General features: G+C 59.0%; 29 protein-coding genes. 3 read left to right on the forward strand and 26 right to left on the reverse strand.

Going from position 1 to position 24,098, the window contains the following annotated elements:
• Positions 1–426 precede the first annotated feature (426 nt).
• The 23 genes from fliP to RVAN_RS12825 form a co-directional block, all read right to left on the reverse strand.
• Positions 427–1,197, reverse strand: a complete 771-nt coding sequence (fliP, locus tag RVAN_RS12715) for a flagellar type III secretion system pore protein FliP (RefSeq protein WP_049779635.1) — start codon at positions 1,195–1,197, stop codon at positions 427–429.
• 73 nt (positions 1,198–1,270) lie between these two features.
• On the reverse strand, positions 1,271–1,705 hold the full coding sequence (locus RVAN_RS12720; protein ID WP_013420119.1) for a flagellar basal body-associated FliL family protein: 435 nt from the start codon (positions 1,703–1,705) through the stop codon (positions 1,271–1,273).
• Between the two features lie 17 nt (positions 1,706–1,722).
• Entirely contained in the window at positions 1,723–2,454 is a 732-nt protein-coding gene (gene flgH, locus RVAN_RS12725; RefSeq protein ID WP_013420120.1) for a flagellar basal body L-ring protein FlgH, read from the reverse strand.
• Positions 2,451–3,167 (reverse strand): MotE family protein, encoded by a 717-nt coding sequence (locus tag RVAN_RS12730; protein WP_155942452.1) that lies wholly within the window; start codon positions 3,165–3,167, stop codon positions 2,451–2,453. Before RVAN_RS12730 ends, flgH begins: the two co-directional genes overlap by 4 nt.
• A 32-nt stretch (positions 3,168–3,199) precedes the next feature.
• A complete protein-coding gene (locus RVAN_RS12735) occupies positions 3,200–4,303 on the reverse strand; it encodes a flagellar basal body P-ring protein FlgI (protein WP_013420122.1) in 1,104 nt (367 codons plus the stop codon).
• A 3-nt stretch (positions 4,304–4,306) separates the two neighbouring features.
• Entirely contained in the window at positions 4,307–4,750 is a 444-nt protein-coding gene (gene flgA, locus RVAN_RS12740) for a flagellar basal body P-ring formation chaperone FlgA (protein ID WP_169309550.1), read from the reverse strand.
• 23 nt (positions 4,751–4,773) lie between these two features.
• The gene (flgG, locus tag RVAN_RS12745; protein ID WP_013420124.1) at positions 4,774–5,559 is read right to left on the reverse strand and encodes a flagellar basal-body rod protein FlgG; all 786 of its coding nucleotides are present in this window, start codon (positions 5,557–5,559) and stop codon (positions 4,774–4,776) included.
• 10 nt (positions 5,560–5,569) lie between these two features.
• Entirely contained in the window at positions 5,570–5,878 is a 309-nt protein-coding gene (locus RVAN_RS12750) for a flagellar hook-basal body complex protein FliE (protein ID WP_013420125.1), read from the reverse strand.
• A 2-nt stretch (positions 5,879–5,880) separates the two neighbouring features.
• A complete protein-coding gene (gene flgC / locus RVAN_RS12755) occupies positions 5,881–6,300 on the reverse strand; it encodes a flagellar basal body rod protein FlgC (RefSeq protein WP_013420126.1) in 420 nt (139 codons plus the stop codon).
• Positions 6,300–6,674: a flagellar basal body rod C-terminal domain-containing protein gene (locus RVAN_RS12760; protein WP_013420127.1), complete on the reverse strand. Its 375-nt coding sequence runs from the start codon at positions 6,672–6,674 to the stop codon at positions 6,300–6,302. Before RVAN_RS12760 ends, flgC begins: the two co-directional genes overlap by 1 nt.
• Before the next feature lie 372 nt (positions 6,675–7,046).
• Complete coding sequence (locus RVAN_RS12765; RefSeq protein ID WP_245257987.1) at positions 7,047–8,117, reverse strand: EscU/YscU/HrcU family type III secretion system export apparatus switch protein; 1,071 nt, start codon at positions 8,115–8,117, stop codon at positions 7,047–7,049.
• A gap of 92 nt (positions 8,118–8,209) precedes the next feature.
• On the reverse strand, positions 8,210–8,572 hold the full coding sequence (locus tag RVAN_RS12770) for a FliM/FliN family flagellar motor switch protein (RefSeq protein ID WP_013420129.1): 363 nt from the start codon (positions 8,570–8,572) through the stop codon (positions 8,210–8,212).
• Positions 8,573–8,613: 41 nt separating this feature from the next.
• The gene (gene motA / locus RVAN_RS12775; protein ID WP_013420130.1) at positions 8,614–9,483 is read right to left on the reverse strand and encodes a flagellar motor stator protein MotA; all 870 of its coding nucleotides are present in this window, start codon (positions 9,481–9,483) and stop codon (positions 8,614–8,616) included.
• A 63-nt stretch (positions 9,484–9,546) separates the two neighbouring features.
• Entirely contained in the window at positions 9,547–10,341 is a 795-nt protein-coding gene (locus RVAN_RS12780; protein ID WP_013420131.1) for a DUF1217 domain-containing protein, read from the reverse strand.
• A gap of 12 nt (positions 10,342–10,353) precedes the next feature.
• Positions 10,354–11,457, reverse strand: coding sequence for a methyl-accepting chemotaxis protein (locus RVAN_RS12785; protein WP_013420132.1), 1,104 nt, complete (start codon positions 11,455–11,457; stop codon positions 10,354–10,356).
• The gene (locus RVAN_RS12790) at positions 11,454–12,557 is read right to left on the reverse strand and encodes a protein-glutamate methylesterase/protein-glutamine glutaminase (protein WP_013420133.1); all 1,104 of its coding nucleotides are present in this window, start codon (positions 12,555–12,557) and stop codon (positions 11,454–11,456) included. The genes RVAN_RS12785 and RVAN_RS12790 overlap by 4 nt, the downstream gene beginning before the upstream one ends.
• 10 nt (positions 12,558–12,567) lie before the next feature.
• Entirely contained in the window at positions 12,568–13,182 is a 615-nt protein-coding gene (locus tag RVAN_RS12795; RefSeq protein ID WP_013420134.1) for a protein CheD, read from the reverse strand.
• Positions 13,179–14,033, reverse strand: a complete 855-nt coding sequence (locus tag RVAN_RS12800) for a CheR family methyltransferase (protein ID WP_041789153.1) — start codon at positions 14,031–14,033, stop codon at positions 13,179–13,181. The genes RVAN_RS12795 and RVAN_RS12800 overlap by 4 nt, the downstream gene beginning before the upstream one ends.
• Before the next feature lie 156 nt (positions 14,034–14,189).
• Positions 14,190–16,469, reverse strand: a complete 2,280-nt coding sequence (locus RVAN_RS12805; RefSeq protein ID WP_013420136.1) for a methyl-accepting chemotaxis protein — start codon at positions 16,467–16,469, stop codon at positions 14,190–14,192.
• Between the two features lie 54 nt (positions 16,470–16,523).
• Positions 16,524–17,051, reverse strand: a complete 528-nt coding sequence (locus RVAN_RS12810) for a chemotaxis protein CheW (protein WP_013420137.1) — start codon at positions 17,049–17,051, stop codon at positions 16,524–16,526.
• 31 nt (positions 17,052–17,082) lie between these two features.
• On the reverse strand, positions 17,083–19,188 hold the full coding sequence (locus RVAN_RS12815; RefSeq protein WP_013420138.1) for a chemotaxis protein CheA: 2,106 nt from the start codon (positions 19,186–19,188) through the stop codon (positions 17,083–17,085).
• Between the two features lie 12 nt (positions 19,189–19,200).
• A complete protein-coding gene (locus RVAN_RS12820; protein WP_013420139.1) occupies positions 19,201–19,566 on the reverse strand; it encodes a response regulator in 366 nt (121 codons plus the stop codon).
• Positions 19,559–19,858 (reverse strand): STAS domain-containing protein, encoded by a 300-nt coding sequence (locus tag RVAN_RS12825; protein ID WP_013420140.1) that lies wholly within the window; start codon positions 19,856–19,858, stop codon positions 19,559–19,561. Before RVAN_RS12825 ends, RVAN_RS12820 begins: the two co-directional genes overlap by 8 nt.
• A 427-nt stretch (positions 19,859–20,285) precedes the next feature.
• On the opposite strand from RVAN_RS12825, the gene RVAN_RS12830 reads away from it, so the two are divergent.
• Positions 20,286–21,335 (forward strand): flagellar motor switch protein FliG, encoded by a 1,050-nt coding sequence (locus RVAN_RS12830; protein WP_013420141.1) that lies wholly within the window; start codon positions 20,286–20,288, stop codon positions 21,333–21,335.
• A gap of 14 nt (positions 21,336–21,349) precedes the next feature.
• Positions 21,350–22,294, forward strand: coding sequence for a FliM/FliN family flagellar motor switch protein (locus RVAN_RS12835; protein WP_013420142.1), 945 nt, complete (start codon positions 21,350–21,352; stop codon positions 22,292–22,294).
• Between the two features lie 34 nt (positions 22,295–22,328).
• Here RVAN_RS12835 and RVAN_RS12840 read toward each other — a convergent pair whose 3' ends face one another.
• Positions 22,329–22,784 carry a hypothetical protein gene (locus tag RVAN_RS12840; RefSeq protein ID WP_013420143.1) on the reverse strand — a complete coding sequence of 152 codons (456 nt, stop codon included), beginning with the start codon at positions 22,782–22,784 and terminating at the stop codon, positions 22,329–22,331.
• Positions 22,785–22,848: 64 nt separating this feature from the next.
• Here RVAN_RS12840 and RVAN_RS20520 point away from each other — a divergent pair, with 64 nt between their 5' ends.
• Positions 22,849–23,190 carry a hypothetical protein gene (locus RVAN_RS20520; protein ID WP_169309551.1) on the forward strand — a complete coding sequence of 114 codons (342 nt, stop codon included), beginning with the start codon at positions 22,849–22,851 and terminating at the stop codon, positions 23,188–23,190.
• Between the two features lie 6 nt (positions 23,191–23,196).
• Here the strand turns inward: RVAN_RS20520 and RVAN_RS12850 are convergent, their stop codons facing one another.
• Together RVAN_RS12850 and RVAN_RS12855 are read right to left on the reverse strand one after the other, a co-directional pair.
• Entirely contained in the window at positions 23,197–23,664 is a 468-nt protein-coding gene (locus tag RVAN_RS12850; RefSeq protein ID WP_013420145.1) for a hypothetical protein, read from the reverse strand.
• 32 nt (positions 23,665–23,696) lie between these two features.
• Positions 23,697–24,098, reverse strand: coding sequence for a hypothetical protein (locus RVAN_RS12855; RefSeq protein ID WP_013420146.1), 402 nt, complete (start codon positions 24,096–24,098; stop codon positions 23,697–23,699).

Raw genomic sequence — 24,098 nt, forward strand, 5'->3', positions numbered from 1 at the left:
GGGGGCAGTAGAGAACAAGGATGACGATTGCTCCATTTTCGGGGGTCGACGTTTCGCCTCTAACGGCGGCGTTGACGAACCTTCCGTTTCAGTCCATCGCCGTGCTTGCGGTAGGTGCCTATATCGTCGTGGCGACATTGAAGGTCCTGTGGGAGTGTCGAACGATCATATTGATGATAACGGTGCTTGGACTTTTGATGGCGAACGGTGATCGAGGGCAGATCCGGCTCGGTGATCTGAGCCAACACAACCTAGCCCAATTATGGGAGAAGTTAACGCGACCATGACGGTTTACCTCCTAGTTTGGCAATTGGTTGTAATGCGTATTGCACAGCTTAAGGTTGCTACCAAAAGTCCTAGTGGCGCGAACTTGACATTTGAGCCCCGGTTGCTTTGAGTTCGTGCTCAAATGTCGGGTTCGGACCACTAGTGGAAAGACCGGACCAGATTTCCGACCAGAAGATTCCAGCCGTCGATCAGTATGAAAAACAACACCTTGAACGGCAAGGAGACGGTCGTCGGAGAAACCATCATCATGCCCATCGCCATCAGCACCGTTGACGCGATGAGGTCGATAACCAGGAACGGCAGCATGATGAGGAAGCCGATTTCGAAGCCGCGTCGAAGCTCGGAGATCATGAAGGCGGGAATCAGCGTTCTGAGGGCGGTCGCCCCTTCGGCGCTTGCCTGAGGAGACATTCCCGCGAAGAGATCGATATCCTTCTGGCGCACGTTAGCCATCATGAACTCCCGAAATGGATCGGTGATCTTCTGAAAAGCCGCATCCTCTGAAAGCTTCTTGTCCATGAAGGGCTTCACGCCCGTTTCCCACGCCTTGTCGAACGTCGGTGACATTGTGAAGGCCGTCATGAACAGCGCGAGGCTCACGAGGATGATATTGGCGGGAGTGGACGGCAAACCGAGGCCGACTCGCAGAAAAGAGAGCGCGATGACGAAGCGAGTGAAGCACGTCACCATGATAAGGATCCCCGGAGCCAGCGACAGCACAGTAATCACGAGCACCAGTTGAATGATGCGCGACGACGTGCCGTCTGCTGTCTCCGGGAACAGCGAGGCGAGACCGCCGAACTGGCCACCAGTCTGCTGAGCGGCTGCGCTGGATGGCGCCAGCACCAGCAGAAGTAGCAGAAGTGCGGCGGTTGCCCACTTGCCTCGCCAAACCATAACAACGCTCATGCCTTCGTCACACCAATGCGAAGGCATGGCGGCCTCTCGATGGCTGATGGCTCCGTGCAATTGCGCCCGCATTTCACTGAACCACAAATGTGAGGATCAGCAGATCAAGGGTTGCGCCGTTACCAACCCTTGAAGCCCGCGTCCTGAGATCATTCTTGAGGAGCTGGAACCCGGTCGGCCCCTCTATCTCGCGAATCGAAACCGTCTTGAGGAACGTCACCAAGTCATCCGAAATCTTGGCGCAAATCTCCGCTGCATCAGCGATGTCCGGCTTGAGCACCACCGCCGCTTCGAGCCGCACCGAGAGGTCCGAGCCGTTCGCCAGATTGGCGACGATGGGCGCCAACACTCTGACCTCATTTCTGATTGTTACCGTCTGGTTTGGCGTCACGCTCGGAGCCGGTTGAAGGGCTCCCGGTTCGAGGAAGCCGAACGCGAATCCCGACGCGGCTGCCACGAGTGCGCCTGCAAGGGCTCCGAGGAGTTTTTTCGGTTGGCGTTGCGTCACGCTCGATCCTCTCGCGGCTAAAATGGCAGAAGCCAGTCGGTAACCTGCTGTCCCCAGGCCGGCTGGGCTACGTCCATGATGCGGCCACGCCCGCCATAGGAGATGCGCGCCTCCGCGATCTTGTCGTAGGAAATGCTGTTGTCGGTTGCGATATCGCGCGGCCGGATGATCCCCGAGATCAGCAGCTCCCTCAGTTCGAAATTCACGCGCACTTCCTGACGGCCTGCGACGATCAGGTTGCCGTTCGGCAGCACCTCCGTCACGACCGCGCCGATCAGAAGGTTGATGCTTTCTGCGCGGGAAATACCGCCCTTTGCGTCGGTGCTGGTAGTCGACTCCACCTTGGGGTCCAACTCGCCGCTGCTCTGTGTGTCCAGATGCTTGTTAAGCCCGGACCAGCTGAGATTGGCCTTGTTGGTGATATCCAGTTCGCGCGTCGAAGATCGCGAGCGACTGTTGTTGTTATCGATCGACGCCTTGTCCTTGATGGATATCTTGACGGTGATAACGTCGCCAACCTTGGTCGCGCGCGGATCCTTGAACAGATCGGCTCCGTTGTCCTGCCACAGCGACGCGCGAGTGACATACGAGGCGGGCGTTGCCGGCATCGTCCCGATCGCCGTATGAGCGGGCACAAGCCCCGCGCCTACGGGTGTAAGGCCCGGCTCCCGTCCAATCTCGTTCATCCGGTTGAAGCATCCACCGAGCATCAAGGTCGTTGCTGCTGCCGCCAGCGTGCAGATTTTCATGATTTATCTTCTTTCTGCCGAGACGGGCTGGCGGTCTTTGCAGCATCCTTCCGGGCGGCCTCATTGCTGACTGTAGCCGCTGGGGCGGGACCGTCCTGCTCCCTGAACGCGCCAATCATCACCGCCACGATACGGGCCGCCTTTTCCGGGGGCATTTCATCCAGAATTGCGCTGGATTTTTTTGTGCTCAGTTTGATCAGCAGAGCCGAGGCGGATTCTTCGTCCATGGCAGCGATCTGAGCCGCAGCCGCGTCGGGCTTCACCTTCGTGTAAAGCTCGACGAGGCTCTGCTCGGCCTTCTTCAGAAAATCATTACGGCGGCCGAGCCACTCCTTGTATTCGTTCGTTTTCTGTTCAAGGAGGGTCGTGCGGCGAGCAAGTTCGTCATCGAGTCTCATCAGTTCAGCTTTCTGACTCAGAAACCGCGCATCCGCCGCCGCATCCGCGATGTTTTCGCAGTAGGACTGCGCGGCTCGCGAATTGGCAGCAGGCGGGGTCGCGGCAGCAGCGGGCATCTTGACCGGTTCGGGTTCCTTCGGCCGGACTTCACCCGCCTTCTTCGCCGCCGAATCGACGGAAGCATCCCATTGGGGTTGCATGTCGGGGGCCACGCGAATCTTGCGCGCCACTCCGCCCTCGTCAGGCCAGCCCCACGCGTATTGCTGAGCAGTTGCCGGAATTGCCGACATCGGCCCTGCTGCGACGAGCGCCACGAAGCAACCTGCGGATCGGACCATGCGTCTCATCATTGCACCACCAGTTCTGCCTGCAGCGCACCAGCCGACTTGATGGCCTGGAGGATGGCGATAATGCCCTGCGGCTTAAGTCCCATGCGATTGAGCCCGGTGACAAGAGACTGAAGATTGGCGCCGTTCAGCACGAACAGCGTTCCATCCGGCTGCTCGGCGTTGACTGCCGTACGATCCTCGATCGCGGTTTCACCACGCGAGAAAGGTGCAGGCTGAACGACTTTCGGCATCTCGGTGACGCGCACCGTTATGTTGCCGTGTGCAACCGCGACGGTGCTGACCTTCACGTCACGGCCGATCACCACGGTGCCGGTGCGTTCGTCGATCACGATCCGCGCTGGAGTGTCCGGCTGAATGGGCAGCTCGCTGATCTCGCTGATGAAACGTGCCGCATCCAGCCTCGGCGGTCGGAGCAATTCGATCGAGCGCAGGTCTTTCGCGCGCGCCGAGCGTCCGCCGTAGGTTGATGTAGTGTAGGAGTTGATCACGTCCGCCGCTCGCGTCGCCGTTGAGAAGTCGGGGTTCAAAAGTTCCAGCGTGAAGGATTTAAAGCGTTCGAGTTCAATCGGTAGACGCCGTTCCACCAGTGCGCCGTTGGCGATGCGCCCGGCTGTCGGGACGCCCTGCGTGAGCTTTTCCGCGCGGCCGCCGGCGGTAAAGCCGGATACGCTGACCTGGCCCTGAGCAGCGGCGTAAATCACGCTGTCCGCGGCCGAAAGCGGCGTCATCAGGAGCGTCCCACCCTCAAGCGACGTTGCGTTACCGAGCGAGGACACAGTCACATCGATCCGGCCGCCCTCCCGGGCAAAGGCGGGCAATTCCCCCGTTACGATGACGGCGGCGGCGTTTTTGGTCTGAACCTGACTGTTGTTCATGAGGTTGTTGCGGATGTTCACGCCCATTCGGTCGAGCATCGACTGGATCGACTGACTGGTGAACGGGGAGCTCCTCAGATTGTCGCCGGTACCATTCAATCCCACCACAATTCCGTAACCCACGAGCTGGTTCGGCCGCACATTCTGGATGACAGCAATATCCTTGATCCGCGTCGTAGCATGCGCGGGCTGGATCAGCAGAAGTGCTATCAGAAGACGTTTCACGGCTCAGTTTACCCGCACGCTGCCGTCTGCCATGACCACACCGTGAATCACGACGCCCGAATCGGGATTGCGCGCGCTGATGGTTTCGCCAACGCTGCCGGATTGCAGCGCCATGGCGAGGCCCGTTATGCGCACTGTGTCGGACTCGTAGACGAGCGACACGGCCTTGCCTTGGCGAACAACCACAGGCTCCCGGATTGCAACCTTCGGAATTGGCAGCCCCGGCAACAAGGTTCGTCGCGAAGTCTTGCCAACTACGCCGCTGGCTTCGGTAATGAAAGCGCTAGCGTTCTCGTTTTCTGACAGTTGCTTCGACGTCAGCATTTCCTCGGTGATGACGTCCCCCGGATACAGCGCGCGCTTTGGCACGGGAACGATTCGCCCGCCCTCCTCCGCCAAGGATGGGGTGGCGAGGAAAAACGGGGCGGCCACTGCCGCAGTGATCATGACGCTTTTCATGATGCTACCCATCAAAGATTATTTTTCGTGAGGACTTGGAACATCTCATCCGCGGCCTGAATGACCTTGGAGTTCATCTCGTAATTGCGCTGGGCCGAGATCAGATTTGTAATCTCCTGAACCGGATCGACGTTCGAGCTTTCGACGTAATACTGCTGGACTGTCGCATAACCTTCGCTACCTGGCACCTGAACCTGAGCGCTTCCGGAGGATATCGTTTCCCGGAAGAGGTTGTTGCCAAGCGCCTCCAGTCCTGCATCGTTCACGAAAGTGGCGATGGTCAGCTGCCCGACCTGCGCCATGACCCCCGTCCCGGGGTCGACATAAACCGTTCCGTCGGTGTTGACCTGGATCGACGTGGTGTTGGTAGGGATCGTGATGCTCGGGATAACCGTGTAACCGTCCGGCGTCACGAGTTGGCCCGACGCGTTCTTGCTGAACGTGCCCGCACGCGTATAAAGCGTCTCGTTGTTCGCGCCGGTGATCTGGAACCACCCACGGCCGTTGAGCGCTAGATCGAGCGAGTTCCCGGTTTTGGTCAGCGAGCCCTGTGTATGCAAGCTTCTGATGGCGACTGGCTGCACGCCAAGGCCGATCTGTGAGGCCTCGGGTATAGCATCGGCGTCGCTTCGGTTAGGAACGCCTGCCGCCCGCTCCGACTGATAAAGCAGATCCGCAAACTCCGCCCGCGAGCGCTTGAAAGCGACCGTGTTGGCATTCGCGATATTGTTCGCGATAACTTCCACATTCGTTTGCTGAGCGACCATGCCGGTCGCAGCTACAGAAAGAGCGCGCATGATGGCCTCGCTAAATCGTCATCCGGGTGAGTTCCTGATAGGCCGAGACGGCCTTGTCGCGCACGGCAAGCGCCGCCTGCAGCGATAGCTCCGCCTTGGAAACGGCCTGCACAACCTCCTGTGTCGAGGCGCGGCCCTGAAGCCCCGCAGCGGCGACGCTTTCGCCAGCCTTGACATCGACGGCCGTCTGCTGCCCAAGCGCGGCCAGCACGCTGGAGAAATCGGTCGTGGCAGCGCCGGCGGAGGCAGTCTTCTTCTCCAGAGCGAACGACGCCGAAGGATCGAAGATGGCGAAAGAGGCAAGCGAAGAAATTGTCATGGTCAAACCTTCAGAATATCGATGGTGAGTGTTTCCAGGTGGCGCACCTGCTTGATAACCTGCAGGTTCGCCTCGTAACTGCGCGTGCCTTCGCGGATGTCCGCGAGTTCCACGAGAACGTTCACATTCGGGAGCTTGACATTGCCCTGAGCGTCGGCTGCCGGATGACCCGGAATGTTTTCAATGCGATAGGGAGACCGGTCCGCATCGACATCGCCGATGATCACCAGTTCCGCCCCCGTTGCGGCATCGAGTTCCTGATCGAAGCTCAGGATCTTGCGGGTATAAGGAAGCGCGCCGGGCGTCTTGCCGGTCGATTCGGAGTTCGCAAGATTCTCCGTCGCGACACGGATACGCTGAGACTGCGCCGAGAGACCAGAACCCGCGATGGCAAGAGAGGCCGACAGATTGTCCATCGTCATTACCCTTTCGCCGCCTGCGAAATCATGCTGTGAAAAGTCTTCACGACCGAAGCGTTCAGCGCGTAATCGCGCATGACTTCGGAACTCTTGAGCATCTCCTGATCGAGATTCACGTCACCGCCCGAGTAGAACGTCTCGCCGCCGGCGGCGTCTTCCTGCGCAGTAGAGCTAATCTGCGAGACTTCCGCCCGGAGGTGCATCGGACTTGTCGACGTCATCTGTAGCCTGATGTCGTGCATCACGGCCTCAAATGGGACGATGTTCGCCGCCTTGTATCCCGGCGTATTTGCGTTAGCGACGTTTTGCGCGAGAACTCGTTCCTTGGCGAAAAGCCATCTGCCCTGAAGGGATGCGATATCGAGTACGTTCGTCATGCAGGAAGCGCCCGTCCGTCGAGAATGGGTTCGACTCAAAAACGCTTTACAACCATTTAAGATAATAGGTTGCATTTCTTATCTGAAACTGTTCATACGTGTGTCGCTCGGTCGAATGGCAGCTTAACCATCTGCAATTTATGGATAATTTTAGCTGATTGGTCACGACTCTCGCGGCCAGGCTGATGCGCAAGCTTGCCGTAACGAGCTGTTAGCTGGGTTGGTCCAAAAAAGAAGCCACGCGGGATTCGGTGCTTCTTTCGCATGCGCGCCAAAGCGTTATGGCTTTGATTGGAATCAGAAGCGGCTCAGCCCGTTGTGCGCGCGATCTACACGCAAGGGGAGAACTTCCCGCGCCGCTTCCGTTCAGCGCTACCCCCCTTTTTTATTGATGTAGATGATGACTTCGGCCACCGCCTTGTAGAATTCGTGCGGAATAGGCTGATCGACGCGCACCGCGTCATGCAGCGATTTCGCGAGAGCCTTGTTCTCCACGACCGGGACATTATTGTCTTCCGCTATGCTTCGTATTCTCAGCGCGAGCTTGTTCTTGCCTTTGGCCAGCGTCTGCGGCGCTCGGTCCTGGCCTCGGACGTAGCGCAGCGCGACGGCATAATGGGTGGGGTTGGCGATCACCACGGTCGCGTTCGGCACGCTCGTCATCATGTTACGCCGCACGCGAGCGCGAGCGATCGCGCGCGCCCGCGCCCTCAGCATGGGGTCGCCCTCGGACTGTTTGTGTTCGTCCTTAAGGTCCTGTCGACTCATCTTGAGTTTTCTAAGCCATCGAAAGCGCGTCCAGAAGACGTCAGCAACCGCTAGCACAGCACAGGCTAAGGCGCAGATGAGAATGGCCTTGAACGCAAGCCGTTTGATCAGTTCGATCGTGCTCGCCGAGTCAGTTTGGAGCACGAGGAGCGCCGCAGCACCCCCCTGGAACGCAACGTAGAAGGCGATCGCGACAATGCCAAATTTGATGAAGCTCTTCAGAAGATCAACGACGGCGTCGAATGCGAATAGTCGCTTCAGCCCCGCCTGGGGCGAGATCCTCGCGAGATCGGGCGCGATCTTGTTGAATATCAACGTCGGCGGGTTCTGAGCGAAGGACGCCAGCAGAGTTGCTGCCAGCAGCATGAGAACAAGCGGCAACGCAAAATTGAAGATCGTCAGACCTGCCAGTTGCAGAATGAAGAACGCGTCTGCTCCGTTTTCGAGGCTAAAACCGGACGGATCCTCAATGAAGACGGACAGATTTTTGACGACCTCGCCGAAATCCGCCGGGGCCATCGTCATCAGAAAGAGCACAAGCGCGAACAGCGCCGCAGCGGAGTTCACCTCACGGGACGACGGCCCGCCGTCTTTGTCGAGGCTGTCGCGAAGGCGCTTTTCGCTCGGCGCCTCGGTTTTGTTGTCGGTTTCGGAGTTATCAGCCAAGAGTCCCACCTCCGACCACGGCAAGGCCGTTCACCGTGCACACCGGTTTTGCGAGGCTGGACTGCGCTTTTACGTCCATCAAGAGTAAAAACGGCTCAGCGTCATAGCTTCGTGTTGTCGATCATCTCGGTGAGCGTAACGCCGAAACGAGAGCCCTCCTCGTCGAGCACCACGATCTCACCCTTCGCTATAATTCTGCCGTTGATCATCACGTCGACGGCATCGCCCACCTTGCGGTCAAGAGGAATGACTGCCCCCCTGCCCAGTTTGGTCACCTGGTAGATCGGCATGGATGCGGAGCCCAGCAGAACCTTGAGAGAGAGCGGGATGCGCAACACCCTTTCGAGACTGCCTGGATCACCGCCCTTGCCAAGTCCTATCAGGCTCGCCGCCGCTCTTGTAACCTCTTCAGCGACATCGCCACCAACAGAGAGAACTTCATCTGAGATAATTTCCTGCATCATCGGTATCCCGTGTCATTCGGTTAAGTGCGAGGCGGGCGACTTCAGGCCGCCTTGGCCTCAGGCGTCCCTGTCAGGCTCTCCTCGACGCGATTGATGGTGGGGCGCTCATGGGCCGAGATCATTTTCCGCCCGTGTTCCACCGCGACGGAAGCCATCGCGCCATTCATGAAGGCGAGGAATGTCTGCTTTACGAGCATATAAAGGTGGAGCTGCTTTTCCCGCACCGTCTTGAGCTTTGTCGCGATTGGGGCGACGACCGCATAGGACAGGAAGATACCGGCGAAGGTGCCGACCATCGCCGAAGCGATGAGTTCGCCCAGCACTTCCGGCGGCTTGTCGAGTGCCGCCATGGCCTTGATCACCCCCAGAACCGCCGCGACAATCCCAAGTGCAGGGAAAGCCTCCGAGACGGCATGGAGCGCATGATAGGGCTTCAAGCCGTCGTGCCTGATGGTCTGGATTTCCTCATCCATCAGCGCCTCGATTTCTGCTGGCCGCGCGTTCCCCATGATGTGCAGCCGGGCATAGTCGCAAATGAATTGCGTCAGATCCGGCTTCGCAAGCACCTCGGGGTAATTGGCAAAAATCGATGATTTCGATGGATCGTCGATATGTTTCTCGACCTCGCTCTTGGGCTTGTTCTTGAATTCCCGCATCAACGCGTAGAGAAAACCGAGAACAGCGAGGTAATCCGATTCCTTGGGTTCCGAGTTTTTGAGTGCATCCACGATGCCTTTGCCTGTATCCTTGATGACCTTCATCGGATTCGCGACGATGAAGGTTCCAATGGCTGCACCGCAGATGATCAGATACTCGGCAGGCTGCCAGATGACGGCGACATGCCCGCCCATCCAGACATAGCCGGCGAGCATGCAACCCAAGGTGACGAATAGTCCAAGAGCGATGGTCACAATCTTAATCCTCTTCAGGTTGCATCATGGCTGAGTCGCTTGCGCCGGGCTGACCCCGCGTCGCTAGCGCCAAGCTCCGCCGAGCGAGAGACCTTGCACACTGGAAAGAAGGTCGACGCTGAACGACACCACGCCGTTGCTGGATGATGTCCCGAACAGCGCGCTGACATAGTCGCTGGCGGTGTTGTTGTTCTCCGAATCGTACAACGTGGAAAATTTGGCGATAAAGCTCGTCAGCTTCTGAGGATCTTTGAAGTCGTTGAGATCCAGTGCCTTGGAGAGAAGCGAGGCCTGCTTGTCGATATTCATCGCCGCCGTGTATTCGGAGAGGCCGAGCGCTGTATAGACGGTCTTCAAAAGCGTCTTGTCGGCGAGGATATCATACACACTGTCGATCTTCGACGCGTTCCGGTAGAAATAAAGCGCCATCTGAGCGCCTTCGTTTGTCTCGCCCTGCTTTTCTTCCAAAGTTTGGGCAAGATACAGATCTACGACATCGTTCTGGACCGCGTCTGAGGTCGTGGTCGATGTGCCGTTCTCCTCGAAGTTGAAGGTTTTGGCGAGTTCCGTGACTCCGAGCTTGCCAAGCTTGGACGAAAGGCTGCCTTTATCCGTGCCTTCGGACAGCACTTTTTTGTACAACGCCTTTGCGTAAACCTCGTCTCCGAGGCCATATGCAGTCAGCGCGTAGGAGAACAGCTTGTAGTCGCCGACGAGTTCATCAGCGGACGTGATATTGCCGATGTTGGCTTTGTAATATTCGGTCTGACTAGCCACGGAAGGTTCGGCCGCGGTGATCTCGGTCCACTTGCTGTAGTTATTTGAGATCGAAAGAAACGTCGTAAGTGTGGAAGTCATGATGCAAGCCTCCTAAAAGAGCTGAACCTGGCCGTCGCCAAAAGCCTCTGCGGATGGTTCCGGTTTGCTGCGGTCGATAGGGAGGCCGGTCGCGTCCGCGAAACGCTCGCGCATTCCACTCAGGCAGAATGTCCGGGCGACCTCTTCGAGCAGTGCCGTTGCATGCGGGGGAGCGGCGGAAACGCGCGTTTCAGCAAAGCCTTCCTTTACGAGGTCGGCGTTCTTCACGGCGAGAAGCGCAAGCGCGCCGCAGATATTCTGGATATGCTGCGTGACGCGGTCCTGGAATTGCAGCTCCCTCACCGCGCAGGCCACCGCCTCCTCGATATGGCGCGACGAAACTCCGGTTGTGGACAGATTGCTCGAAATCGCGGCGTTCTGATCGAGCAGCCTGTCGACCATGGCGCGGATGCGTTCCTGGGCTTTTTCCTTCTCGTGCGACATGTCGATGGAAGAAATTTCCTTGAGCAGCAGATCGCCGCGCTGAACGCCTTCCGCCACCTCGGACATCTGGCGCTTGATGGTGTCCGACAGTGTGTTGACGCTGCGCGCCAGGTCGCCAATCTCCGTTGCGACCACCACGAACCCCCGCCCGGCGCTGCCCGCGCGCGCCGCCTCGATCTTGGCGTTGAGCGAAAGCAGGTTCGTCCGCTTGTTGATTTTCTCGATCTGCGCCAGCGACTTCTGCATCGACTGCACTTTTTGCTGGACATCGTCGAGCGCCGACACGAGCGCCGTGGCCCCCGATGACAAGCGAATGATCTTGTCGAACAGCTGATTGAAGATCGAAGCGATGTTCGTCGCGAGTTCCGGGAGGGCGACGGTCGCGCCGTTCAGTTCGATGGAACTTTCGGCGTCCAGCAGTTCCTGAACGGACTGGATCTGCCCGCGCGCCGTCGAGGCGATGTCCTGAAAGCGACCGACGAGAGTTTGCACGGTCGTTTCGATGTCCCGCGAGGTATCGGACAGTTCACTGACGAGCGCCTTCAGCGACACCTCCTGCACGGCGGCGGAGTCGAGCGCTTTTCGAAGGAACCCGTCTTCATAGTCGGCGCCATCAGCTTCGAGCGAAACAAGTGTGGCGGGGCTGATGGCATGCGCGGTGGGGAGAGTCATTTCGCGTCTCTGCTGTTCGAGGAAATCCCATGAGGCTGAGCGGCGGCGGCTCGCTTTCGACGGCCTTCGCCGCTCAGGAGCGCCATGATCTGCCCCGCCATATCGGAGAGCGCGATTTCGGCCTCGACCGCACCGCGCTGGAAAGCTACTTTCGGCATGCCGTACACCACGCAACTCGCCTCATCCTGCCCGAGTGTGCGGGCGCCCATTTTGCGCATGGCGAGCAGTCCATCCGCGCCATCCCGGCCCATTCCCGTGAGGATGACGCCGATGGCCTCGGGCCCTGCCTTCTCGGCGACCGAGAAAAACAGGGTGTCGACCGAGGGACAGTGGCCGTTCACCCGGTCATTGCCATCGACGATGCAGACGTAGTGCGTCGCGGATCGCTTGATGCGCAGATGCGCGTGACCCGGCGCGATATAGGCATGGCCGGGCAAAACCACGTCGCCGGTCTCGGCCTCCTTCACCTTCACGGCGCAAACGTCGTCGAGGCGGCGCGCGAAGCTTGCCGTGAACTTTGGCGGCATGTGCAGCGTAATGACGATGCCCGGGCTGTCCGCTGGCATCGCCCGCAGGATATGGTTGATCGCTTCCACGCCGCCGGTCGATGCACCGATGGCGATGATCCTCTCGAGAGGATAAGGCCCGCATCGGACGGCTGGCTTTGAGGGCAACGGCATCTGCCGCACGCGCGATCTCGCCGCCGCCTTGACCTTGGCGATGATTTCGGCCTGCCTTTCCGCGAGCCCTATCTGGAGCGCCCCGTCAGGCTTGGTCAGAAAGTCGACCGCCCCCAGTTCGAGCGCCCGAAGCGTCACGTCCGCCCCTTCACGCGTGAGCGATGAGAACATCACCACGGGCATCGGGCGCAGCGACATGATCTTCTCAAGGAAAGCGATGCCGTCCATGCGCGGCATCTCCACGTCGAGGGTTATTACATCGGGATTCAGTTCCTTGATCTTTTCCCGCGCGGCGAAGGGATCGTTCACCGCGCCGACGACCTCGATTTCGGGATCGGACGAAAGAATGCTCGTGATGAGCCGCCGCATGAGGGCGGAGTCATCGACAACAAGAACACGTATGGGTTTGCGCTCGGCCATGGATTCGGTCTCAGTCAAACAATTGCACATCGCCGCCGACGTGCTGCCCTTCGAGGGTCACGCCAAAACGACGTTCCTCCTCGGCGACCTGCGCCTTCTGCGTGCCGCGCAAGAATAACCTTGCAACCTTGCCTGTGTATGGGGTGTAGCAAATCCAGCGCCCGAGAACGCCGCCGAGGTCGCTTGCTGCCACATGCAGCGCCTCATCCTTCACGTAGCGCCGCGCGAAACTCGCGTTCTTGTCGCCGATCAACGTCGCCCCGCCGAAGAAATTCGCCCCTCCGAACAGCTTGACCTCGAGTCGCGAGCGGTGACCTCCCGCCTTGAGGATCTTGTTGATCAGTTCCTCCATCGCGAAGTTCCCGTAGCGATTGGCCTCGCTCAGCATGTCGCCCCATTGCCCCGTCTCGCTTTCGGGGAGCATGAAGTGGTTCATGCCACCGATGCCCGCCGTAACGTCACGGATGCAGGCGGAGACGCAGGAGCCAAGCACGGTGACGATGGATTCATCCTTGTCCCCCGCGATGTAGGTCTCGCCTGGCAGGATGCGCACCGCATGGGTGCCGAGCCGGTGGACGTAAACCCGCGATCGCGGATAGTGAACGGCGCGCCTGAGTGCTGTCATTGTCCGATCTTTCGATAGACGGTACGTCCGCAGAGTTTGAAGCGCGTCTGATGGTCGAGCAGCGATTCGGAGTGGCCGACGAAAAGCCAGCCGCCCTCCTTGAGCTGCGCATGAAACCGTTCGATCAGTGCCGTCTTGGTCTCAGCATCGAAGTAGATCATCACGTTGCGGCAGAAGATCGCGTCGAACTTCCCGTGGAACGGCCAGGTTGTCAGCAGGTTGAGCTGCCTTATGGACACGAGATCCTGGATATTGCGTCGGACCTGCGATGAGCTGCGGTCTTCGGGACGCCGGTCGAAGAATGTCTCGCGCATCGTCGGCGGAACGCTTTCCAGGCTCGCCCGCGAATAGATGCCCGCCCTGGCCCTCTTCAGCACGTTCGTGTCGAGGTCGGTGGCAAGTACGCGCAGATCCCAGTCGGCCATCGTCTCCCGTTGAAGCGCGGCGGCGACCATTGCGATGGAATAAGGTTCCTCGCCGGAGGAGCAGCCAGCCGACCACAGGCGGATGTGCGGGCGCTCTCCGTTTCTGCGCTGCGCGGCCGGCGTGAGGATCTGCTCCCTCAGGAAATCGAAATGGTGCGCTTCCCGGAAGAATTTTGTGAGGTTCGTCGTGATGGCGTCGATCAGAAAACCGACCTCGCGGTCTCCTTCCCTGCCTTTCAGCAGTGCGCAATAGTCCCGGAAGGAGCGGAGACCCAGCACGCGCAGACGCCGCGAAAGCCGTGAATAGGTCATATCGCGCTTGTGCGTGTTAAGGACAATGCCGCTTCGCTCGTAAACGATGCCGACGATAGTCTGGAAATCGGCGGACGTGAAAGGAAACTCCGTGGCGGAGGAGGAACTCATCATTCCCGGCTCCATTAGCTCGGCTTTTACTCGCATGGCACTATCTGTGTTAGAGGCTGATGCCGCTTCACGTGGCTGGATACTGTCTGGAGGAAGTGCCGGGGCGAACCCCGACACTTCAGGTGGCGCGGATGTCAGGCTCCGCGACGGCATCGGCGATCAGAACTCGTGCCAGTCATTTTCTTCGGTGGCGGCTTTCGAGCGCGTGCCACAGTACTGGGCGCTTGCTCCATTGGCGCGATGAGCCCCGTTCGCCTTCGGTTCGCCCGCCCGGGGAGACCGCTTTTGCTGAACCGTCTTCGGAGCCACCGATCTTGCTGCGGCTGGCGCTCCCGCTTCGTTTTCAAGTCGGAACGCCGAAAGCCGCTCGAACATGGCCTCCGCCTCGCTCTGGAGAGTGCGGCTCGACGCGGCGGCTTCCTCCACAAGCGCGGCGTTCTGCTGCGTCATCTGATCCATCTGCGCCACGGCCTTGTTGATCTCGGAGACCCCAGTCGACTGCTCTTTTGTCGCCGCGGCGATTTCGGAGACGATATCGGCCGCGCCGTTGATGGAGACAACAATCTCCTGAAGCGCCGTGCCGGTATCCGCGACGAGCTTCACGCCATCCTTCACCTGACGTCCGCTCTCGACGATAAGCGCCTTGATGTCCTTCGCCGCGACCGAACTGCGCTGCGCCAGCGAGCGGACCTCCGACGCCACAACGGCAAAGCCCTTGCCCGCATCCCCGGCGCGCGCGGCCTCAACTGCAGCGTTCAAGGCGAGGAGATTTGTCTGGAAGGCAATCTCGTCGATGACGCTGATGATGTCAGAGATCTTGTTCGACGAGTGCTCGATGGCCGACATGGCGGTGACTGCCTTTGCCACCACGGAACCGCCATCGCTCGCAAGCGTGCGCGCATTTACGCTGAACTGGTTCGCCCGGCCGGCATTGTCGGCGTTGTTCCTGATGGTCGACGCCATTTCTTCCATCGAAGCAGCCGTTTCTTCCAGGCTCGACGCCTGCTGCTCCGTCCGCTGCGAAAGGTCGTTCGTGCCGGTCGCGATTTCGGCGGTGGCGGCGGCGATGGTCGACGAGGCATTCAGGATCGAGCCGATGATGGCCGACATCTCATCAAGAAAGCCATTGATTCCGATGGACAACTCATGCAGATCCCCGTTTTTCCCGTCGATCGGAACGCGGCGGGTCAAGTCCGATTCCTTTGCGGCCTGGATGACGCCGCGGATATCGGCCACGGTTTTGACGAGTTGAGCCTCGGTTATTTTCTGCTGGGTGATATCCGTGGCAAATTCAACGATCTTTATGGGTTTGCCATTGAAGTCCAGGACCGGGTTATAGCTGGCCTGAAGCCAGAACACGCGCCCGTTCTTGCCGATGCGGCGGAACTGCCCGCTGTAGGCTTCGCCGCGGCGAAGGCGATCCCAAATTGCCCGAACCTCGTTCGATCCCCGCAACTCCTGATCGAGAAACATGTCGTGGTCGTGGCCTCGGACTTCCTCAAGCGTATAGCCAGCCATCGTCAGGAAATTCTCGTTGGCGTGCAGAACCTTGCCGTCGAGACTGAACTCGATGACCACCTGATTCTTGTTGATGGCGGCAAGCTGCGCTTCGTAGTTGAGATTTGCCTTTTTCTGCTCGGTGATGTCCGTCACGTGAGCGACGATCTTCACTGGCTTCCCGTTGTGGTCGAAAACGGGATTGTAGCTCGCCGCGATCCAGACCTCCCGGCCGCCCTTGGCGATGCGCTTGCCTTCCCCGCGAAAGAATTCCGCCCGCTCGAATTTCTGCACAAAGCTCCGATAGGCTTCGGTGCCGCGAATTTCGGGGTCCACGAGCATGCTGTGATGCTGTCCCACGATCTCGTTCAGCGTAAAGCCCATGATATTGAGGTAGTTGGGGTTCGCCGTGATGACGTGACCGTCGAGCGTAAACTCGATGATCGCGCGGAGCCTTTGACTGGCTTCCTCCTCGGCCTTCGCGCGGGAGATGATGTCGCGGATTTCCGTCACATCGGCCCATTCGAAAACATTTCCGACATAAGCGCCATCGGCTCCGTGGATAGCGTTTATGCAAAGCTCGAAGGTATGCCCGCCGGCCTTGACGTCGGCCTTATGAGGCAGCCGCCACGGATCGTCGAGCAACCGCCGGATGTGCGTCGGCTCCTTGTGAAAGATGTCAGCGGAGACTCCCGTCATGTTATCGGGATCCAGATTTTGGGCGCGCGCTGGCAAGCGATCCCGCACCTTCCTGACAAGAGCCTTCGACGCGTCATTGACATAGATGATCTTGAAATCGCGATCGATGATCATCAGCGGATTGGAGGCGACATCTGCGAGGCGCCGCACCTGACTTAGCAACGCGTGTTCTTCCGCGATTTTCTTGTCTTTCCCGAACAGGTTTCCGGCGACTTTTTTGGCTTTGGTGCCGATATTAAACATGATGGAACCTTTTTCCGATGATTTTTGACTGCTTTTATCGCGGGAAGCGTTGCATTACTGGACTGAGGCTTCTTCGATTTCGAGTGTCGCGTCGGCGTAGTCTCGCTGGAAGAGGTGTTCGAGCGAGAGGACGACCACCATCGTTCCGTCTACGGACACGATGCCGGAAAGGAACTCCGCCACGACGCCGCGATCCATTTCAGGAACAGGGCGTATTTCCGAAGTCTCGATCGTCAGAATGTCGGATACGGCGTCCACGAGAAGGCCAACCGTCCGGTCGCGGATCGCCACGATGATGACGATTTTGGACTTGGCCGCTTCCGTCGCACCCGTGCCGAAACGCAATTTCAGATCGTAGACGGGGATGATCGTTCCCCTCAGGTTCATCACACCAAGAACGTAGTCGGGCTGATTGGGTAGCGAGGTCGTGCCGCTCCATCCGCGGATTTCGCGGACAGCGGTAATGTCGATGGCGTATTCCTCGCCGCCGATGGAAAAACTGATGAACTGCTGCGACGCACCGTCGCTTGACGATCCGTCTACGGATTTTTTTTTCGGGATTGCGGATGCCGCTTCGGTCATGTTCGTTTCTCTCTGCAACGATGTTCGGGATTTAGCCCTGCGCTTGCAAGACGGGCTCGATGGACGCTGACGCCCTTGGGAAAGCTGGCATCTGGTCGGGCATATCGGCCCCATGTTCGCGCTCAGATTTGGGATAGCGGTCCAGGCTGGCACTCGCGATCGAGCAGATATCCTCAAGGTTCAGGATCAGGGCGACGCGGCCATTGCCGAGGATCGTGGCGCCGGCAATGCCCGGCACGGGATCGGCATTCTCATTCAGGTTCTTGAAAACGAACTGCTGCTGGCCGATCAGTTCGTCGACCACGAGGCCCGCCTTGGTGCCGTTTTCCGTCTCGACCACGACAACGAGCGACGGATGCGAGTCCTCGCCTTCGCCCGCTACATTGAAAAGCCGGTGCAGATGAATGAGCCGGATGTACTCTCCGCGAATAAAGATGACATCGCCGCCAGCAACGGAGCGGATCTGTCGCCTGTCGGGACGCACGGTTTCCACGATGCTCGCCAGCGGGATGATGTACTTCTCCTCACGAACCGCAACGTGCATCCCGTCGAGCACCGCGAGCGTGAGCGGGATCACGAGTGTGAAGCTTGAGCCCTGGCCTTGCACAGAATTCGTGTGAATGCGGCCGCCGATGCTGGCGATATTGCGCCTCACGACATCCATTCCAACGCCGCGACCGGAAACCTCAGTCACCTTTTCGGCCGTGGAAAATCCGGGGGCGAAGATCAATTCGTGTATCTCTTCTTCGCTGAGCTTGGCATCATCGCGGACGATGCCCTTGCTGATGGCTTTCGCCAGTACCTTTTCCGTATCGATGCCCGCGCCGTCGTCCGCGATGGTGATGAGGATGTTGCCGGCCCGCTGCGTAGCGGAGAGGTGGATCACCGCTTCTTCCGGCTTTCCTGCCGCAAGGCGCAGTTCGGGCATTTCGATGCCATGGTCGATTGCGTTGCGGATCATGTGCGTGATGGGATCGACCAATTCCTCGACGATGGTCTTGTCCACCTCCGTCTCGTCACCCGAAGTGACCAGGCGCACCTTCTTGCCGAGCTTGTGAGACAAGTCGCGCACAAGCCGCCCCATGCGCGCGAAGACCGTGCGCGCGGGCTGCATGCGAATGGCCATCACGCACTCCTGCAACTCCCGTATGTGCGCTGCTAGCTCATCCGCTCCCTGCACGCGCTGGTCGCGCATATTCGTTCCGTGCTCGGAAAGCTGCTGGGTCAGCATGGCCTGCGTGATGACGAGTTCGCCGACCATATTGATAAGGCGGTCGACGCGAGCAAGGTCGACGCGGACGAAGCTCGGACTTTTCGCCTTGCGTTCGGAGCCATCGCGACCCGCAGCAGGAAGCGACTCGGAGAGCGCGCGCGGCGGCACTTTCGTTTCCCTCGGCGTCTCGGCAGGCTCCACTTCGACGACCAGATCGCAATCCTGATCCACGAACTCGAAGACTTCATCAATAGCGGCGCGCGAGGCCTTGGTCCGCAGCCTGAACGAAAACCCGAGATAGGACTCCTCTGGATCGAGGCGCTCCAGGTCGGGCAGTTCGCAGCGGTCGCAGCAAACGTCGAGTTCGCCGAGTCGTTTCAGTTCACGGATGATAAGCAGCGGCTCGTTGGCGTGGCGGAACAGCTCGCGGTGAGGCGTAAAGGTGATGCGCCAGATCCGCATCTCGCCGTCGTCGGTCGCGGCGGCAGTCGCTTCCGGAAAAGAGGCGCGGCCCACATCCGAGTTCATCAACCCCTCAACCTCGGCAAGGACGTCCGCCCCGAAGCCTTCGGGGATGGCGGTGTCCATCTGCGCGGCATCCACGAGGGCTGCAAGCACGTCACCAGCACGGAGGCAAACGCTCGCGACATCCGCGCTGAGTTCCATGCGATCATCACGCAGCCGGTCGAGCAGGGCTTCGAAGCCGTGCGCGAATGTGACGAGCGACCGGAAATTGAAAGCCGCCGCGCCAGCCTTGATCGAATGCACCGCGCGGAAGATCGCGTTCAGGTTCTCGGAATCGGCGGCGTTCGCATCCAGCGTCGAAAGGCGCGAATCCAGATCTGGCAGGACTTCGGCGCATTCGTCAAAGAATGTCGCCCGAAACTGGTTGAGGTCCAGCGCGGAAGTTGGGTCGGAAGACATCTGAGCCTCGCGTTACGGGCAAACCTTGTTTACAACTTGCAGCAACTTCTCGGGCGAGAACGGCTTTACGATCCAGCCAGTCGCGCCAGCCTCGCGGCCCTTCTGCTTCGTCTCATCGCTGCCTTCCGTAGTCAGCACGAGGATCGGGGTCGCTTTGAATTGGGGCTGGGCCCGCACATGCCTGATGAAGGTCATCCCATCCATATTCGGCATGTTGACGTCGGTTATGATGACGTCCACGTTGGCGCTGCCGAGCACGCTGAGACCCTTCTGGCCGTCTTCGGCTTCGACCACGTCAAAGCCCGCATTTTTGAGAGTGAACGCGACCATGTCGCGCATGGTCTTCGAGTCGTCGACGGTGAGGACGCGCTTAGCCATCGGCCTTGCTCCAATCTGTTATTAGCGAACTGCAACCGATGTCCGTGAATGCGGCCTGCAGCGTCTGGGACGGATCGACAAGGACCAGACTCCCACCCTGCTTTTCGGCAGAGCAGGCGGCAGACATCAGCAATTGCAGGCCGGGTGTCGTTGCGATGGCGACGTCGGAGCCGATGACGCGCAGGTCCGGTGAGACGGCCAGCATCGCGACGAGGCTCTCTTTAAGCTCGGGAACAGTCCTGATATCCAGGGTGCCCGGAAGTTCGAGTGTCTTCGCATCTGTGGATGTCAACGAAGCCCCCTTCGTACGGAGCCACTGGCTCTGACGCCGTCGCCCCTGTTTTTTTCAACCTGTAGGAGGTATACCGCGCACATATTAAGGGCTGGTTGCAACCGACTGCGACCTGCGGTTGTTATTTTTTGCGGCACCCCGCCGCTGGTTAGATATTGTTAAGGTATCGCTCTTATACCTATTTCCACAGCAGGTTGCATTCTGCAGGACGCGCTCGCATTGATGGCACCTCGGCCGATCATTCCCCGCAAGCGAGCATATTTTGATAACAGTTGCCCCTGTTGGGAAACGCCCCGTTGTGCGCGGGGCGTTTCCTTCGTTTGAGCGTGAAAATGTTTCGGGGCCTCAGGCGCAGGGCATTTCGCAATTCGCGGACAAATTTTTTTTGGGGTTCGTGCGGCGACGTGGGTTTTGCGCAAGCTGAATCATGTCTGGGTTGAGTGAGTCTCAACCGGTGGACCACGTGACCGACACGCTTATCATTGACCAGGAGCCCCCGCGACAATTGAGCGGGGCGGACAGGGCGGCCGCGCTTCTGCTTGCGGTTGGCGCTGAAAACGCGTCCAAGCTTCTTCCGCATCTCGGCGAAGAGGACATCCGTGCGGTGGCGCGCTCCGCGTCTCGTTTGGGCGCGGTGCCGCAGGCGATCATCAACCAGATTGCGGGCGACTTTCTCCTTCAGTTGTCGAACGAGGGCGGGCTCAAGGGCTCCGGCGACGCGATCGAGGGGTTGCTGAGCCGCGTCTTGCCCCCGGCGCAGGTGCGCCAGATCATGGCCGACGTTCGCGCCAGAATGAACGAGGCGGTATGGCCACGGCTCGAAGAGCTTCCGCCGCACGTCATCGGACAATTTCTGAACCGCGAGCACCCGCAGGTCATCACGTTCGTGCTGTCGAAGCTCAGAATTTCTTTCTCGGCCGAGATCGTGCCGATCATTCCTAACCGCAACGAAGTCATGCGGCGGATGCTGACGACAAAGCTTGTCACGCAGGGCGCTATACGGCTGCTCGAACAAACCCTCAGGGATGAGCTCATTCTCAAGGTTGCGAAGGCAACGGGCCAGAACAGTCACGAGCGCGTCGCGAAAATCGTAAACAGACTGAACCGCAAGGCGATGGAGGACGTGCTCCAAAGTCTTGAAACCTGCCGTCCGAAAGAGGCGGAAATGGTCCGCAATCTCATGTTCACCTTCTCGGACATCGCAAAGATGTCGGAGAAGTCGCGGATCGAGCTTTTCGAAAACATCGAAGCGGATCGAATCGCACCCGCTCTTATTGGGCTGGAGGAGGGCATCAAGGAACTCATCCTCTCCTCGATGCCCACCCGCACGAGGCGCAACATCGAGCAGGAACTGGCGAACCCGCCGAGACTGACCGAGGAAGAGATCGAGACCGCAAGACGGGAAGTTGCCGACGTCGCGCTCAAGCTTTCGGAGCAGGGCATTATCTCCCTTAATTTCGCCGACGGTTCGAATTGATCATTGGAGAACGCATGGCAAGCCAATCGCCCGATGCCGCCACCGGGGCGGGCGTCGAGATCATCGACAAGCTGAAAGAACTGAGCAAACTTTCGCTCGACCGCCTACCCGTACTCACATCGATCTTCGAGGGCATGGCACTCTCCTGCTGCGACGAGTTCCGCGAGTACTGCTCTCCGGCCGTGACCGCCTTCGTCAACCAGATCGTCTCGGGCGATTCGTGGGATCTGCTTGAGGCGTGTTCGGACGGAGTCTCGGTCATTTTTTACTGCCGTGAATGGGACGCGCGCATTGTGATCGGGGTGGAGCGGAGGCTCGTCTTTTCGATCGTCGATGCGATGTATGGCGGCGACGGCAGCGAACTGCCCTACGAGGACAAGCGCTCATTTACTGCGCTTGAGACGAAGATTGGCCGTGTCATCTGCGAATTTGGGGCGCGCTCTTTCACGGAGTCTTTCCGGACTGTCGGCGAAATCACGCTCGCTCCCGAGCGCACTGAAACTGCGCTCGATTTCGCGAGCCTCGGCCAGCACAACATGATGCTGATCCACGCGCAAATCCTGTTCCAGGTGCTGGACGTTGGTGGCGTCATGTTCGTGCTCATCCCGCAGAACGTGTTGCTCCCGGTGCGGCAAAAGCTTGAGCGGCAACGCGCTCCCATGCTTTCGTCAGTGGATCCAAGATGGACGAGCCTGCTGAGCCAGCGAGTTTCGCGCGCTGAGGTGACGATGGACGCCGTCATCCTCGGGAAGGAGATCGAACTTGGTCAGATGTTCAAGCTGGAGGTCGGCAAGACGCTGGAACTCGAAGGCACCGAACGAAATATCTTCTTCGAGTATGAGGGCGACCGTCTCTTTCGGGGGTGTCTCGGCCGAGAACGCGGCACTTATACAGTTACCATCGACGAAGCCTTGTCCGATATCGATGTTGAAGAGACAGAATCGCGTCATCGGTCCTGAGCGCGACGAGACCTGCGACGGCCGCTCGCGGGTCTCATTGCTGCCTGGATAGTTCTTCCTTGCCCAGAAAATGCAAACTCGAAATAAAGACCTCCTTTATGGTGTCGCCCCCGAGTTTCGAGTTCGCATTTTTTCGGATGTCGTCCGTAATTTTCGGGAGACTGTCCTTGGTGAGTTTCGAGAGAGCAAGTCTGTCCTTAAGGAAAAGCGCTTTCAGCGCCTCGTCGGTGACGGCAAGCTCGATATAATTGGACGTATGACCGCCCGACTTGACGTTAGCTACCACGGACATCTGAAGAAGCACGTAGCCCTGAACACCCCCGGTCTCAATCACCGGGATCGTCAACTGCTTTAACTTGATCGGAATTTCTTCGGCCACCTGCTCTGCGGGCGGCGAGGAGATGGCGCGGTTGGCAGCGATGCCCCCGGCAAAGACGGCTCCAAGAGTAACGGCAGCAATTAGCGCGGCAGTGGCAAGGTCTCTAAACACGAAAGCCCCCTTATCGGAGTATTGATCTGGAGTAGGTGCCATCCGATTCGGAATCGCAGATCGCGTGCATGATCGTCGCGGTAATGGCGCGCGCCGCTTCAAGATGCATCAGCAACAACCATTGGTTAAGGTCGAGCTTTTGCCTCGCAAGATCAACGAGCGGCCTAAGATCGTCCGGCAGGGTCTGCGCCGAGATCGAGATGCCAATATGATGAAGCTCAAGAAGAGACTCGGTTTTGGCCGCGCTGAACTCGCCGATATGCCTCGCGTCGAGCGCAACCAGAGCTTTGTTCTCCGCGTCGAGAGTACGTACGAGACGCTTCAACGCAACTCTGGCAACACCTATTGTTTTATCTCTGTCAATCATATGCTCCCCCTTGAGAAGCTGAGCCTTTTTTGGTGGTAGAGTTCATCAAGCGGATCGTGCGGCGGCACGCGCGCCAGCGATCTTCGACCGCTCTTCGAGGCGGTGCGCGATCCCAAGCGCCCCAGCGCGGCCGCACGCCTCCGCGAGCGATTGCGACATCATGGATTTCCAGACGTTGCCCGAAAATCCGGCACCGAAGGCCGTGGCGCTTTTCGGCAGCATGATCTCGAACAGCGTATTCAGCACGGAAATCTCGAACAGTTCGTAGGGAGATTTTCCCGTTGCGGCCGCTCCCGAAGTTGCCGGGTGAAAGGCCGCAAGAGACGCCGCCCCCTGACCTGCCATGCGCCTCGCCGCCTGCAACTGTGGCTCCGCCAGCAGTTCATCCATCGAAGGAACCGGCCCATTCGTTTCGGCCAGAAGCCTCAGACGGTCCGTGGATTCCCGTACGCGCTGCGGACTTGCCGCGCGCATTGCATCAACTATGAGGTCTGCCCCTTGATCGATCGTCATCTGTTTCTGTCCGCGGTGATTGGTTGAATCGTCTAATTGCGGCACTTCCCGCGAGCGACTTGGTCAAGAAAAGTATCGATTGCCTCAGCGAGCCACAGTCTCAATTCCAGTTTGGACTTGTCGTCCTTGCGCATCTCCAGACGCTTTTTGAGTAATGTCTCTATCTTTGACAGTTCCAGTGCTTTTTGAACGAGACCTTCGAGGAGAATGGTATTTCGCTCGACAGCGTTTTCACAGGCGGCCAACCTGCGGACCACGAGAAGAGGCGGAACACTTCCTTCGTCGGCCTCGCTCAAATAGCGTTCGGCGACTGCAACCTCTCTTTTACTGTCTTCAATGAGAGCACGCATCTGCTCTGCCTCAACCCGCGCTGCCAGCAGCAGTTGACGATGTGCATTCAGCAAGCGCTCGGTGCGTTCGAAAGAATTCTTCAT

The organism is Rhodomicrobium vannielii ATCC 17100 (genome assembly GCF_000166055.1).
Taxonomy (GTDB): Bacteria; Pseudomonadota; Alphaproteobacteria; order Rhizobiales; family Rhodomicrobiaceae; genus Rhodomicrobium; species Rhodomicrobium vannielii.